This window comes from Streptomyces sp. NPDC018026 (genome assembly GCF_044327745.1).
Lineage (GTDB): Bacteria > Actinomycetota > Actinomycetes > Streptomycetales > Streptomycetaceae > Streptomyces > Streptomyces rubrogriseus.
In genome coordinates this window covers 292,758-305,808 of sequence record NZ_JBIRFY010000009.1, presented here as the reverse complement: position 1 = coordinate 305,808, position 13,051 = coordinate 292,758, and the positions used below count along the sequence as shown (strand labels likewise).

Here is a 13,051-nt window from a genome sequence, read left to right as displayed (position 1 = left end):
CAACGCCCACAGGTCCGGCACCGTCAAGGGCCTCACCGCCGAAGTCGGCGCCTCCCTCACCTCCGGCGCCCCCATCTGCGAAATCAAGGACTGATGGCCGTGGCATCACTCAGCTACTCCGACGCCGTGAGCGAGGCACTGGAACGTTTGCGTCCGGTCGGTTTCGAACACGGCAGAAGCTTCGTCAACCACGCTCCGATGGCCGCCGAGGCGCTCGCCCACATGGGGTACGCCGACGAGGTACCGGCGTGGATCGAGCGGAACCTGCGCAGCCGCTCCTATCACGACGTGCCGGAGCGCCGCCTGCCCATCGACCCCGACGACCCCGACGACTGGCGGGCCGCGCTCGGTGACTTCTCCCGGGTGGCCGACTGGTCGGCGCTGTTCGAGCGGGAGTTGGCGCTGAGTCCGTGGACCGCGGTGCTGGCCCGCTGGTGGCCCCGGCTGCTGCCCGGCATGTCCGCGGTACTCACCCACGGGGTGATCCGTACCGCGCACGCGGTCCGGGCGGTGGCCGCCGCCTCCGGCGACAACCGGCTCCAGCTGGGCGAACTGGCCCAGGGCCTGGGCTACTGGGCCGCCCGCCACTCGACCCACGGCATCGTCGCCGACCCCGACGGCGTGCCCGGTCCCGGCGATGCCGCGGGCCCGCCGGCCCGCCACGGGGAGCCCGGCGGACGCGACGAGGCGCCCGACGGACGCGACGAGGTCACGCGGGCCCTGGACGCACTCGTCGCCGAGTACTCCGGGATCTACGCCACCGTCTCCCAGCGCCACCCGGTCCCCCTGATCCACGCGGTCACCGGGCCCGCCGCGGTGCGCCTGGTGGTCGGCCACCTGCCGCCCGCCCAGCGCCGCCCCTCGTACCTGACCGCGCGGGCCGTCAGCCGCACCATGCTCGACTGGTTCCACGCCACGCCCCACCCGGCGGCACCGCTCCCGGCGGACACCGCCGCTCTGGCGGAGGTCTTCGCCCGGGCCGTGGAGATCGGCGACGAGCACGCCATCAAGCTCGCCGAGGTCGCGGTGCGCCACGAGGCGTTCGCGCCCGACCCGCGGCACGCGGCGGCCGCACACCTGGCGAACCGGGCCATCGGACGCCTGTCCCGCTGATCCGCCCCACACCCGTTTTCTGCCCCGCCCCCGGCGGGAGTTCCCGAGGAGTGTCATGGACGCACAAGTCATCGTCGTGGGCGCCGGGCCGGCCGGCATGATGCTCGCGGGCGAGCTGCGGCTCGCGGGCGTCGACGTCGTCGTACTGGAGAAGCTCGCCGCACGCACCGGGGAGTCCCGGGGCCTCGGCTTCACCGCACGCACCATGGAGGTCTTCGACCAGCGGGGCCTGCTGTCCCGCTTCGGGGACGTCGAGGTCAGCAACGTGGGCCACTTCGGCGGTCTGCCGGTGGACTTCGGCGTGCTCGACGGCGCCCACCAGGCGGCCAAGAGCGTCCCCCAGTCGGTCACCGAGACCGTGCTGGAGGAGTGGTGCACCCGGCTCGGCGCCGATCTGCGGCGCCGCCACGAGGTGCGGTCCGTCACCGAGAAGGAGGACTGCGTCGAGGTCGAGGTGAGCGGCCCCGACGGGGTCCAGCGGCTGCGCTGCGAGTACCTGGTGGGCTGCGACGGCGGCCGCTCGGTGATCCGCAAGAAGGCCGGCTTCGACTTCCCGGGCACGCCCTCGACCCTGGAGATGTACCTCGCCGACGTCAAGGGCGTGGACCTGCAGCCCCGGATGATCGGCGAGACCCTGGAAGGCGGCATGGTCATGGTCGGCCCGCTGCCCGGCGGGATCACCCGGCTGATCGTGTGCGAGCGCGGCACCCCGCCCAAGCGGCGCGAGCAGCCCCCGGCCTGGGACGAGGTCTCGGCGGCCTGGCAGCGGCTGACCGGCGACGACATCTCGCACGCCGAGCCGGTGTGGCTGTCCGCCTTCGGCGACGGCACGCGACAGGTCTCCGAGTACCGGCGCGGCCGGGTCTTCCTGGCCGGCGACGCCGCCCACATCCACCTGCCGGCCGGCGGCCAGGGCATGAACACCAGCATCCAGGACTCGGTGAACCTCGGCTGGAAGCTCGGCGCCGTGGTGCGCGGCCGGGCCCCCGAGTCGCTGCTCGACAGCTACCACGACGAACGCCACCCGGTGGGGGAGCGGCTGCTGATGAACACCCGGGCCCAGGGGCTGCTGTTCCTGTCCGGGCCCGAGGTGCAGCCGCTGCGCGACGTACTGACCGAGCTGATCCGCTACCCCGAGGTCGGCCGGCACTTCGCGGCGATGGTCTCGGGCCTGGAGATCCACTACGACCTCGACGGCGGCTCCCACCCGCTGCTCGGCCGCCGCCTGCCCGATGTGGAGCTGAGCGGCCACAAGTTGCTGTCCCGCAGCACCGAGGCGCTGCGGGCCGGGCGCGGCGTGCTGCTGGACCTCGCCGACAACGGCCGGCTGCGCGAGCGGGCCCGGCCCTGGCTGGACCGGATCGACGTCGTCACCGCCGCCCCCGTACTGCCGGGGGACAGCGTCCTGGCCCGCACCACCTCCGTACTGGTCCGCCCCGACGGCTACGTGGCCTGGGCGGCCCCCGGCAGCCACGCCGACCTGCCCATGGCCCTGGAGCGCTGGTTCGGACCGGCCCGCTGACCCGCCCCGCCCCACCCGCCCAGAGGAGAGACCATGCACAGCACGTTGATCGTCGCCCGGATGGACCCGGGCAGCAGCACCGATGTCGCCCGGCTCTTCGGCGAGTTCGACGGCACCGAGATGCCCCACCGGATGGGCACCCGGCGCCGCCAGCTCTTCGCCTACCGCGGCCTCTACTTCCACCTCCAGGACTTCGACGGCGACAACGGCGGCGAGCTGATCGAGCAGGCCAAGACCGACGACCGGTTCGTGCGGATCAGCGAGGACCTCAAGCCGTTCATCCAGGCGTACGACCCCGCGACCTGGCGCTCCCCCGCCGACGCGCTCGCCACCCGCTTCTACGACTGGGAGGGCCGGGCGTGAGCGCCAGACGCGTGGTCATCACGGGCGTCGGCGTCACCGCGCCCGGCGGGGTGGGCCGGAAGAACTTCTGGAGCCTGCTCAGCGAGGGCCGCACCGCCACCCGGGCAATCACCTTCTTCGACCCCTCCGCCTTCCGGTCCCGGGTCGCCGCCGAGATCGACTTCGACCCCTGGGAACACGGGCTGAGCCCCCAGGAGATCCGCCGGATGGACCGGGCGGCCCAGCTGGCGGTGGTCACCGCCCGCGAGGCGCTCGCCGACAGCGGACTCGACCTGTCCGGCGCCGACCCGTACCGGGTCGGGGTCACCATCGGCAGCGCGGTCGGCGCGACCATGGGCCTCGACCAGGAGTACCGCGTCGTCAGCGACGGCGGCCGGCTCGACCTCGTCGACCACCGGTACGCGGTCCCGCACCTGTACAACTACCTCGTGCCCAGCTCCCTGGCCGCCGAGGTGGCGTGGGCGGCGGGCGCCGAGGGCCCGGCCACGGTCGTCTCCACCGGCTGCACCTCCGGCCTGGACTCCGTCGGGCACGCGGTGGAGCTGATCCGCGAGGGTTCGGCGTGCGCCGTGATCGCCGGGGCCACCGACGCGCCCATCTCACCGATCACCCTGGCCTGCTTCGACGCCATCAAGGCCACCACGCCCCGCAACGACGACCCGGAACACGCCTCGCGGCCCTTCGACGGCACCCGCAACGGCTTCGTGCTCGGCGAGGGCTCCGCGGTGTTCGTGCTGGAGGAGCTGGAGGCCGCCGAGCGGCGCGGCGCGCACATCTACGCGGAGATCGCCGGCTACGCCTCGCGCTGCAACGCCTTCCACATGACGGGGCTGCGCCCGGACGGCGCCGAGATGTCCGAGGCCATCACGGTCGCGCTGGACGAGGCCCGGCTCAACCCCGAGGACATCGACTACATCAACGCGCACGGCTCGGGAACCAAGCAGAACGACCGCCACGAGACCGCCGCCTTCAAGAAGAGCCTGGGAGACCACGCCTACCGGACCCCGGTGTCCTCCATCAAGTCCATGGTCGGACACTCGCTGGGGGCGATCGGCTCGATCGAGATCGCCGCCTCGGTCCTCGCCATGGAGCACGGCGTGGTGCCGCCGACGGCCAACCTGCACACCCCCGACCCCGAGTGCGACCTCGACTACGTGCCGCTGACGGCGCGCGAACACCGCACCGACGCGGTACTGACCGTCGGCAGCGGGTTCGGCGGCTTCCAGAGCGCGATGGTGCTCGCCCGACCGGAGAGGAGCGCGGCATGAGCACGGCCACCGCACGGACCGTGGTGACGGGGCTCGGCATCGCCGCGCCCAACGGCCTGGGCACGGCCGACTACTGGGCGGCCACCCGGGCCGGGAAGAGCGGCATCGCCCGCATCACCCGCTTCGACCCGTCCTCGTACCCGGCGCGGCTGGCCGGCGAGGTGCCCGGCTTCCACGCGGCCGACCACCTGCCCAACCGGCTGCTGGCGCAGACCGACCGGATGACCCGGCTCGCCCTGGTGGCGGCCGACTGGGCGCTGGCCGACGCCGGCACCGTGCCCGCCGACCTGCCCGCCTACGACATGGGCGTGGTCACCGCGAGTTGCTCCGGCGGCTTCGAGTTCGGCCAGGGAGAGCTGCGCAACCTGTGGAGCCGGGGCAGCCAGTACGTCTCCGCCTACCAGTCCTTCGCCTGGTTCTACGCCGTCAACAGCGGTCAGATCTCCATCCGCAACGGCATGAAGGGCCCCAGCGGCGTCGTCGTCTCCGACCAGGCCGGCGGGCTGGACGCGCTGGCGCACGCGCGGCGGCAGATCCGCAAGGGCACCCGGCTGATCATGTCCGGGGCGATCGACGCCTCGATCTGCCCGTGGGGCTGGGTGGCCCAGCTGGCCGGCGGCCGGCTGACCACCGAGCAGGAGCCCGAGCGGGCCTATCTGCCCTTCGACGCCTCGGCGAGCGGCCACGTGCCCGCCGAGGGCGGAGCGCTGCTCGTCCTGGAGTCCGAGCGGTCGGCCGCCGAGCGCGGCGCCCGGGTGTACGGCGAGATCGCGGGCTACGGGGCCACGTTCGACCCCGCCCCCGGCAGCGGCCGGCCACCGGGCCTGCGCAAGGCGATCGAGACCGCCCTGACCGACGCGGGCGTGGACGCGGGCGACGTCGACGTCGTCTTCGCGGACGCGGCCGCGGTGCCCGAGCTGGACCGGGCGGAGGCGGACGCCCTCAACGCGGTCTTCGGACCGCACGGCGTGCCGGTCACCGCGCCCAAGACGATGACCGGCCGCCTGTACTCGGGCGCCGCCCCGCTGGACGTGGCAACCGCCCTGCTGGCGGCCCGGGACGGGCTCGTCCCGGCCACCACCAACGTCGACCCGGACACCTCCTACGACCTCGACCTGGTCACCGAGCCGCGCCCCGCCGACCTCCACACCGCCCTGGTCCTCGCCCGGGGCGAGTGCGGCTTCAACTCGGCCCTGGTGGTCCGCACTCCCTGACCCACCGCCCCGCACGAGCACGGCCGGCCGCCCGTGCCCCCAACGCGCCCGCCGCCCGGTCCTTCATCCGCGTCCCCCACGCCGGACCGGGCGGCGGGCGTTCGTCCGTCCGCGTCCCCGGGGCCCGCCCGGGCGCGGAGCACCGACAGAGAGGACCCACCCATGCCCACGCAGTCCTTCACCCTCGACGACCTCCGGCGCGTCCTGCTGGAGGCCGCCGGCGCCGACGAGAGCGTGGATCTCGACGGCGACATCCTCGACACCGACTTCGAGGAGCTGAGCTACGAGTCCCTGGCCATCCTCGAGACCTGCGGCCGCATAGAGCGGGAGTACGGCATCTCGCTCGACGACGACGTGGTGACCGAGGCGAAGACGCCCCGGGCCCTGCTGGGCCTGGTCAACACCCAGCTCGCCGGCCTGCCCGCCGCCGCCTGACCCACCCGTCCCGGGCCCCCACCGCCGGCCGCGGCCGGGCCGCCCCCAGGGCTGGTCCCGGCCCGGCCGCGGCGGCACCGGACGCGGCCGCCCACCCAGCACCCACAAGGGAGTACCAGTCATGTCCGACAAGCATCAGCGGGTCGCCCTCGTCTCCGGGGCCACCAGCGGCATCGGCCGCGCCGCCGCGCGGCTGCTGGCCGAGCAGGGGCACCGGGTCTTCATCGGCTCCCGCGATCCCGAGAACGTCAGCACCACCGTGAAGGAACTGCGCGCCGAGGGGCTGGAGGTCGACGGCTGCGTCCTGGACGTCCGCTCGGCGCTGTCCATCGAGACCTTCGTACAGGCGGCCGTGGACCGCTACGGCACCGTGGACGTCCTGGTCAACAACGCGGGCCGGTCCGGCGGCGGCGTCACCGCCGACATCGACGACGAGCTCTGGTACGACGTCGTCGAGACCAACCTGAACAGCGTCTTCCGGCTGACCCGCGCCGTGCTCACCACCGGCGGCATGCGCGGCAAGGACCGCGGCCGGATCATCAGCATCGCCTCCACCGCCGGCAAGCAGGGCGTGGTCCTCGGAGCCCCCTACTCCGCCTCCAAGCACGGCGTGGTCGGTTTCACCAAGGCCCTCGGCAACGAACTGGCCCCCACCGGCATCACCGTCAACGCCGTCTGCCCCGGCTACGTGGAGACGCCGATGGCGCAGCGGGTGCGCGCCGGATACGCGGCCGCCTACGACACCACCGAGGACGCCATCCTCGACAAGTTCACCGCGAAGATCCCGCTCGGGCGCTACTCCACCCCCGAGGAGGTCGCCGGCCTCGTCGGCTACCTCGCCTCCGACACCGCCGCGTCCATCACCGCACAGGCCCTGAACGTCTGCGGCGGCCTCGGCAACTTCTGACCCGGCCACCACCGCCCACCCCGACGAGGAGATCCCCCATGTCCGCATCCGAGCCACGGGAAACCGAGCACGAGATCACGGTCTCGGCCCCGGCAGACGACGTCTACCGGCTGATCGCCGACGTGACGAACTGGCCGCGCGTCTTCCCGCCGACCATCTACGTCGACCACCTGGAGCGCTCCGGCGACGAGGAACTCATCAGGATCTGGGCCACCGCCAACGGCGAGGCCAAGAACTGGACCTCGCGCCGGATCCTGGACCCCGGAAACCTGCGGATCACCTTCCGGCAACAGGTCTCCACGCCCCCGGTCGCCACCATGGGCGGCACCTGGATCGTGGAGCCGGCCGGCGAGGGCACCGCGCGCGTCCGGCTGCTCCACGACTACACGGCCGTCGACGACGACCCCGCCGGCCTGGCCTGGATCGAGGAGGCCGTCGACCGCAACTCCCGCACGGAGCTGGCGGCGCTGAAGACCAACGTCGAACTCGCCACCGCCTCGGCGGAACTGACCTTCTCCTTCGAGGACACCGTCGCCGTCGAGGGCTCCGCCAAGGACGCCTACGACTTCGTCAACGAGGCCGGCCGGTGGGCCGAGCGGCTGCCGCACGTGGCGAGCGTGCGCCTCACCGAGGACACCCCCGGTCTCCAGACCCTGGAGATGGACACCCGGGCCAAGGACGGCTCCACCCACACCACCCGGTCCTACCGGGTGTGCCTCAAGGGCCGCAAAATCGCCTACAAGCAGACCACGCTGCCGGCCCTGATGAGCCTGCACACCGGCTACTGGACCTTCCGCGACACGGACACCGGCGCCACCGCGTCCTCGCAGCACACCGTCGTACTGCGCCCCGAGAACATCGAGCGGATCCTGGGGCCGCGGGCGGGGGTCGCCGAGGCCCGCGAGTACGTGCGCACCGCGCTGAGCACCAACAGCCGGGCCACGCTCGGCCATGCCCGGGACTACGCCGAGGCGAGGCGCTGAGCCGTGTCCGGTGCCGACTGCGGTGCCCACGCCTCCGGCACGGCCGATCCGCAGGTCGTCGTGGTCGGCGCGGGCCCCGTCGGGCTGATGCTCGCCGGGGAGCTGCGGCTCGGCGGCGCCGAGGTGACCGTGCTGGAACGGCTGGACACCCCGACCACCGAGTCCCGCGCCTCCACGCTGCACGCGCGGACCATGGAGATCCTCCGGCAGCGCGGTCTGCTGGACGCCCCCGGCGGCTTCGCGGACCCGCTCCCGCCGTGCGAGCCCAGGGGCCACTTCGGCGGCCTCCCGCTGGACCTGACGCTGCCCAGCTCCCACCCGGGCCAGTGGAAGGTCCCGCAGGTGCGCACCGAGGCGATCCTCGGTGCCTGGGCGGAACGCCTCGGGGCGCGCGTGCTGCGCGGCCACCACGTCGTCTCCGTCGAGCAGGACCCGGACGGGGTACGGGTGGTGGCCGAACACGCGGGCCGGCGCACCGCGTTCACCGCCCGCTACGCCGTGGGCTGCGACGGCGAGCGGTCGGCCGTGCGACGCCTGGCCGGCATCGGCTTCCCCGGGGTGGACGCCGAACGCGAGCTGCTGCGCGCCGACGTCGACGGCATCGAGATCCCCGACCGGCGCTTCCAGCGGCTGCCCAGGGGGCTGGCGATCGCGGCCCGGCGCGGCGACGGCGTCACCCGCGTGATGGTCCACCGCTTCGGCACCCCGCCGCGCGGCGCCGGGCAACCGGACTTCGCGGACGTCGTCGCGGCCTGGCGGGACGTCACCGGCGAGGACGTCTCCGGCGGCACCCCGCTGTGGGTGAACTCCTTCGGGGACGCCGCCCGGCAGGCCGAGCACTACCGCCGGGGGCGGATCCTGCTGGCCGGGGACGCCGCCCACCAGCAGATGCCGATCGGCGGCCAGGCGCTCAACCTGGGCCTCCAGGACGCGGTCAACCTGGGCTGGAAACTCGCGGCCACCGTCCTCGGCCGGGCCCCCGAAGGCCTCCTGGACACGTACCACGAGGAGCGGCACGCGGTCGGACGGCGCGTGCTGTCCACCATCCGCGCGCAGGCCCGGCTGCTGCTCGGCGGCCCCGAGGTGGAGGCCCTGCGCTCGGTGGTCGGCGAACTGATCCCGTACGAACCGGTCCGCACGCACCTGGCCGGACTGATCAGCGGCCTCGACGTCCGCTACGGCGCTGCCGGGGACCCGGCCCGGGCCGGGGCGCGGCTGCCCGGCCCGCCGCCCGGCGACCACGGCACCGCGCGGGAGGCCCTGCGCCGGGCCCGCGGGGTGCTCCTGGTGGCCGAGGGCGACGGGGAGCGGCGCGAGGCCCTCGTATCCGCCGCCCGCCCGTTCGCGGGCGCCGTCGACACCGGGACCGCCTCGCCGGCCGCGGACGGCCCGCTGCGGGACGCCGCCGCCGTCCTCGTCCGCCCCGACGGCCACATCGCCTTCGCGGGCGACGCGCCGGACGGCCTGCGCACGGCACTCGCCCGCTGGTTCGCCCCCGGCCCGGCGGCCGGGACGGCGCCCCGCGGCGACGGACACACCGGCGGGCGGCGGCCTCCCGCGCGCCGCCCTGCCGCACGGGACCAAGCCGCACGAGAGCAAGCCGCACGAGAACGAGCCGCGCGAGAACGAGCCGCGCGAGAGCAAGCCGCGCGAGAGCAAGCCGCGCGACACCAAGGCGCACGACCTCACGGCAGGAGAGAGAACATGGGCAGTCTGACCGGACGCACGGCGCTCGTCACGGGCGCCAGCCGGGGCATGGGACGGGCCACCGCCGAGCGGCTGGCCCGCGACGGCGCCCTCGTCGTCGTGCACTACGGCACCAACGAGGACGCGGCCGCCGAGGTCGTCGACGGCATCGAGCGGGACGGCGGGCGGGCCTTCGCCGTACGGGCCGAACTCGGCGCCCCCGGCGACGTGCACGAGCTGTTCCTCGCCCTGGAGGAGGGCCTGAAGGAGCGCACCGGCTCCACCGAACTGGACATCCTGGTCAACAACGCCGGGGTGATGGGCGGCGTCAAGCCCGAGGACACCACCCCGGAGCAGTTCGACCGGATCGTCGCCGTGAACGCCAGGGCGCCGTTCTTCATCATCCAGCGGGCGCTCGCCAACATGCCCGACGGCGGCCGGATCGTGAACGTCTCCTCCGGGCTGACCCGGTTCGCCAACCCCGACGAGATCGCCTACGCGATGAGCAAGGGCGCCGTGGAGCAGCTCGCGCTGCACTACGCGAAGGCGCTCGGCCCGCGCCGCATCACGGTGAACAGCGTCGCCCCGGGCATCACCCGCAACGGCAACCCGCTGTTCGACGTCCCCGAGGCGGTCGAGGCGATGGCCGCGCTGTCCGCCTTCAACCGGGTCGGCGAACCGCGGGACGTCGCCGACGTCGTCGCCTTCCTGGTGTCCGACGACGCCCGCTGGATCACCGGCTCCTTCGTCGACGCCAGCGGCGGCACCCTCCTGGGCTGACGGCATGACCAGGACCGTTCCCGGGCCGGTGGCCGACGCCGGGGAAGGACGGTGGAGCCCCCGGCTGTGGGGGCTGCTGCTGGTTCTCGCCGGCAACATGCTCATCGACGCGCTCGAGGTGTCCGTGGCGGTCGTGGCGCTGCCCTCCATCGGCACCGACCTCGGGCTGCCCCTGACGAGCGCGCAGTGGGCGATGACCGGCTTCGCCGCCGGTTTCGGCGCCCTCATGCTCTTCGGCACCCGGCTGGTGGCCCTGCTGGGCCGCCGCCGGGTCTATCTGGTGGCGCTCCTCGGGTTCGCCGCCGCCTCCCTGCTCAGCGCCTTCGCCCAGGAGCCCGCGCTGCTCGTCGCGACCCGGCTGGTCAAGGGGTTCTGCGCCGCGCTGACGGCTCCCACGGGGCTGGCCATCATCTCCACCGCCTTCCCCGAGGGCCGCCCGCGCAGCCGTGCGGTGTCCGTCTACACCCTCTTCGGCGCCGGCGGGTTCACCGCGGGCCTGCTGCTGTCCGGCTGGCTGAGCACCTACAGCTGGCGGCTTGCCTTCGCCTTCCCGGCCCCCGTCGTCCTGCTGCTCTTCGCCGCCGCGCTGCGCCTCGTCCCCGGCGGCGACGGCCCGCCGCACGGCCGCCCGGCCGCGCCCCGGCACTACGGCGTGCGGGGCGCGGCCGCCTTCACGGGCGCGCTGCTCGCCCTCGTGCACGGCGTCACGGCGCTGCCCGGCCACGGCTGGGGCGACGTCCGCTTCCTCGGGTCCGTGGCGGCGGCGGTCCTGCTGCTGGCGTGGTTCCGTGCGCTGGAACGCTCCGCACCGGCCCCGCTGCTGCCGGTCCGGCTGCTGCGCGACGGGGCCCTGATCCGCTCGGCCCTCGGCGCGGCCTGCCTCAACGGCTCCTATCTCGGGCTGCTGTTCGTGCTGACGTACCAGACGCAGACCCTCGCCGACTGGTCACCGCCGGCCGCGGCCGCGGCGCTGCTGCCGGCCGCCGTGCCGCCGGCGCTCACCGCGCTCGCCTCGGGGCGGCTGATCGCCCGGTTCGGCGCACCGCGCCTCGTCGCGGCGGGCGCCGCCAGCGCGTTCGCCGGCTGTCTGCTGCAACTGCGGTCCGGCTGGCCGCTGGACTACACCGGGCGGCTGCTGCCGACGCTGCTGCTGGTGGGGCTGGGCTTCGTGCTGTCCTTCGCCGCGCTCAACGTGCAGGCCACCTCCCGGCTGGCGCCCGCCGACCGGGGTGCGGGCAGCGGGCTCTACCAGACCGCCGTGCAGCTCGCCGCGGTCCTCGCGGTCGCGCTGGTCGCGGCGCTGCTCGCCGGTGCGGGCGGGCACGGCGGACCCGCGGAGCGGCTCGCCGCCTGCCGCCCGGCGCTGGTCCTGGTGGCCTCGCTCGGCGGTCTCGGCCTGCTCACCGCGCTCTTCGGACTGGCCCGTCCCGGCGCCGCCAACCGCACGGCCGCACCCCGCACCTGACATTCACGCCTGCCACTCCACCGCCCACCCCACCACCCACTCCACAACGGGGGACGATCATGGATCTGACGACGAAGAACTGGGTCTTCGACGACCTCGACGACCTGGACGACCTGGACTACGAGTTCGCACGGGACCACGTCGCCGAGCCGGAGCCGCCCGACCTGGCCCACCTCGCCGCGTGCGACCCGGCCGAGCGCACCCGCCTCGTCGACGCCTACGTACGGGGCGAGCTGGCCCGCGTGCTGCGGGTGCCGCCGGACACGATCGACACCGTGGGGCGCCCCATGAACAGCCTGGGCATCGGGTCCATCAACGGCCTGGAACTGCAACGCCGCATGGAGGCCGTGCTGCGGGTCGACGTGAACCTCAACCGGCTGCTGCGGGCCAACAGCGCCGCCGAGCTGATCGACTGCCTGGCCGGGCAGCTCGGCCCCGCGGACAGCCTCCACAAGCACGACGGGCGCGGTGACCACCTCGTCGCGCACGACGTGCTGGGCACGACGTGATCGGACAGCTCGCGCACCGGCCGGACGCGGCGGCCGGCGCGCCGCGGCTGCCCCTGCCCGGGCACCTCGACGCGTGGCTGGTGCGCCGCCCCCGGCTGGACACGGCGGCCGGGACACTGGCCCTGGACGAGCTGAGCGAGCCGGAACGCCGCCGCACCGCCTCCTTCGTCCGCCCCGCCGACGGCGTCACGTACGCGGCCGCGCACATCGCGCTGCGCCGGCTGCTCGGCGCCTACCTGGGGATGCCGGCGGCGGACGTCCCGTTCGTGCGCGAGCCCTGCCCCGGGTGCGCCGGACCGCACGGCAGACCGGCCGTCCGCCATCCCAGCCCGCCGCTGCACTTCTCCCTGGCGCACAGCCACGGGATGGCCGTGGTCGCCGTCTCCCGCGCCGTGCTCGGCGTGGACGTGGAGCGGCTGCCGCGGGCCGAGACCGTCGAGGTGTGCGCCGCGGCGCTGCATCCCGGCGAACAGGCCGAGCTGGCCCGGCTGGACGGCGGGGAGCGGCGCCTGGCCTTCGGCCGGATCTGGACCCGCAAGGAGGCCTACCTCAAGGCGCTGGGCACCGGCCTGTCCCGCGACCCCGCCCGGGACTACCTGGGCGCCGACCGGGACCGCCGGCCCGCCGGCTGGACGCTGCTCGACCTGGCGTCCGGCCCCCGGCACAACGCCGCCGTCGCCGTGCGCGGCGCGCCGCCCGAACGGGTCGCCGTGCGCTGGCTGCCGCCCACCGCGACACACGTCGACGGGTCGGTGGACCTGGCCGCCGGCGGTGTGACCACCCGCGTATCCGACTGGGGAGCGTGA

12 protein-coding genes are annotated in these 13,051 nt (G+C 74.6%); all 12 read left to right on the top strand.

The genetic code is table 11. The features are described 5' to 3' along the window. The first annotated feature begins 99 nt into the window (after positions 1-99). The 12 genes from ACH4D3_RS27500 (at position 100) to ACH4D3_RS27445 (ending at position 13,051) form a co-directional block, all read left to right on the top strand. Positions 100-1,113 carry a hypothetical protein gene (locus tag ACH4D3_RS27500; RefSeq protein ID WP_398327050.1) on the top strand — a complete coding sequence of 338 codons (1,014 nt, stop codon included), beginning with the start codon at positions 100-102 and terminating at the stop codon, positions 1,111-1,113. 55 nt (positions 1,114-1,168) lie between these two features. Further along, complete coding sequence (locus tag ACH4D3_RS27495) at positions 1,169-2,635, top strand: FAD-dependent monooxygenase (protein ID WP_398327047.1); 1,467 nt, start codon at positions 1,169-1,171, stop codon at positions 2,633-2,635. A gap of 33 nt (positions 2,636-2,668) precedes the next feature. Next, complete coding sequence (locus tag ACH4D3_RS27490) at positions 2,669-2,998, top strand: TcmI family type II polyketide cyclase (protein WP_398327044.1); 330 nt, start codon at positions 2,669-2,671, stop codon at positions 2,996-2,998. Continuing rightward, positions 2,995-4,266 (top strand): beta-ketoacyl-[acyl-carrier-protein] synthase family protein, encoded by a 1,272-nt coding sequence (locus ACH4D3_RS27485; protein ID WP_398327041.1) that lies wholly within the window; start codon positions 2,995-2,997, stop codon positions 4,264-4,266. The genes ACH4D3_RS27490 and ACH4D3_RS27485 overlap by 4 nt, the downstream gene beginning before the upstream one ends. Then, the gene (locus ACH4D3_RS27480) at positions 4,263-5,480 is read left to right on the top strand and encodes a ketosynthase chain-length factor (protein WP_398327038.1); all 1,218 of its coding nucleotides are present in this window, start codon (positions 4,263-4,265) and stop codon (positions 5,478-5,480) included. The genes ACH4D3_RS27485 and ACH4D3_RS27480 overlap by 4 nt, the downstream gene beginning before the upstream one ends. Before the next feature lie 162 nt (positions 5,481-5,642). Then, positions 5,643-5,915 carry an acyl carrier protein gene (locus tag ACH4D3_RS27475; RefSeq protein ID WP_398327036.1) on the top strand — a complete coding sequence of 91 codons (273 nt, stop codon included), beginning with the start codon at positions 5,643-5,645 and terminating at the stop codon, positions 5,913-5,915. Between the two features lie 121 nt (positions 5,916-6,036). Then, entirely contained in the window at positions 6,037-6,822 is a 786-nt protein-coding gene (gene fabG, locus ACH4D3_RS27470) for a 3-oxoacyl-ACP reductase FabG (RefSeq protein ID WP_398327033.1), read from the top strand. Positions 6,823-6,860: 38 nt separating this feature from the next. Further along, entirely contained in the window at positions 6,861-7,805 is a 945-nt protein-coding gene (locus tag ACH4D3_RS27465; protein ID WP_398327030.1) for an aromatase/cyclase, read from the top strand. Positions 7,806-7,808: 3 nt separating this feature from the next. Beyond that, positions 7,809-10,271, top strand: a complete 2,463-nt coding sequence (locus tag ACH4D3_RS27460; protein ID WP_398327027.1) for an SDR family oxidoreductase — start codon at positions 7,809-7,811, stop codon at positions 10,269-10,271. Positions 10,272-10,275: 4 nt separating this feature from the next. Then, on the top strand, positions 10,276-11,736 hold the full coding sequence (locus ACH4D3_RS27455; protein WP_398327024.1) for an MFS transporter: 1,461 nt from the start codon (positions 10,276-10,278) through the stop codon (positions 11,734-11,736). 59 nt (positions 11,737-11,795) lie between these two features. Then, the gene (locus tag ACH4D3_RS27450; protein ID WP_398327021.1) at positions 11,796-12,245 is read left to right on the top strand and encodes an acyl carrier protein; all 450 of its coding nucleotides are present in this window, start codon (positions 11,796-11,798) and stop codon (positions 12,243-12,245) included. Next, positions 12,242-13,051 (top strand): 4'-phosphopantetheinyl transferase family protein, encoded by an 810-nt coding sequence (locus ACH4D3_RS27445; protein ID WP_398327018.1) that lies wholly within the window; start codon positions 12,242-12,244, stop codon positions 13,049-13,051. The genes ACH4D3_RS27450 and ACH4D3_RS27445 overlap by 4 nt, the downstream gene beginning before the upstream one ends.

Excerpts from the sequence above, each read along its gene's own strand:
- ACH4D3_RS27495 (WP_398327047.1), top strand. The coding sequence starts at position 1,169 with ATGGACGCACAAGTCATCGTCGTGGGCGCCGGGCCGGCCGGCATGATG.
- ACH4D3_RS27490 (WP_398327044.1), top strand. The coding sequence starts at position 2,669 with ATGCACAGCACGTTGATCGTCGCCCGGATGGACCCGGGCAGCAGCACC.
- ACH4D3_RS27480 (WP_398327038.1), top strand. The coding sequence starts at position 4,263 with ATGAGCACGGCCACCGCACGGACCGTGGTGACGGGGCTCGGCATCGCC.
- ACH4D3_RS27475 (WP_398327036.1), top strand. The coding sequence starts at position 5,643 with ATGCCCACGCAGTCCTTCACCCTCGACGACCTCCGGCGCGTCCTGCTG.
- fabG (WP_398327033.1), top strand. The coding sequence starts at position 6,037 with ATGTCCGACAAGCATCAGCGGGTCGCCCTCGTCTCCGGGGCCACCAGC.
- ACH4D3_RS27465 (WP_398327030.1), top strand. The coding sequence starts at position 6,861 with ATGTCCGCATCCGAGCCACGGGAAACCGAGCACGAGATCACGGTCTCG.
- ACH4D3_RS27455 (WP_398327024.1), top strand. The coding sequence starts at position 10,276 with ATGACCAGGACCGTTCCCGGGCCGGTGGCCGACGCCGGGGAAGGACGG.
- ACH4D3_RS27450 (WP_398327021.1), top strand. The coding sequence starts at position 11,796 with ATGGATCTGACGACGAAGAACTGGGTCTTCGACGACCTCGACGACCTG.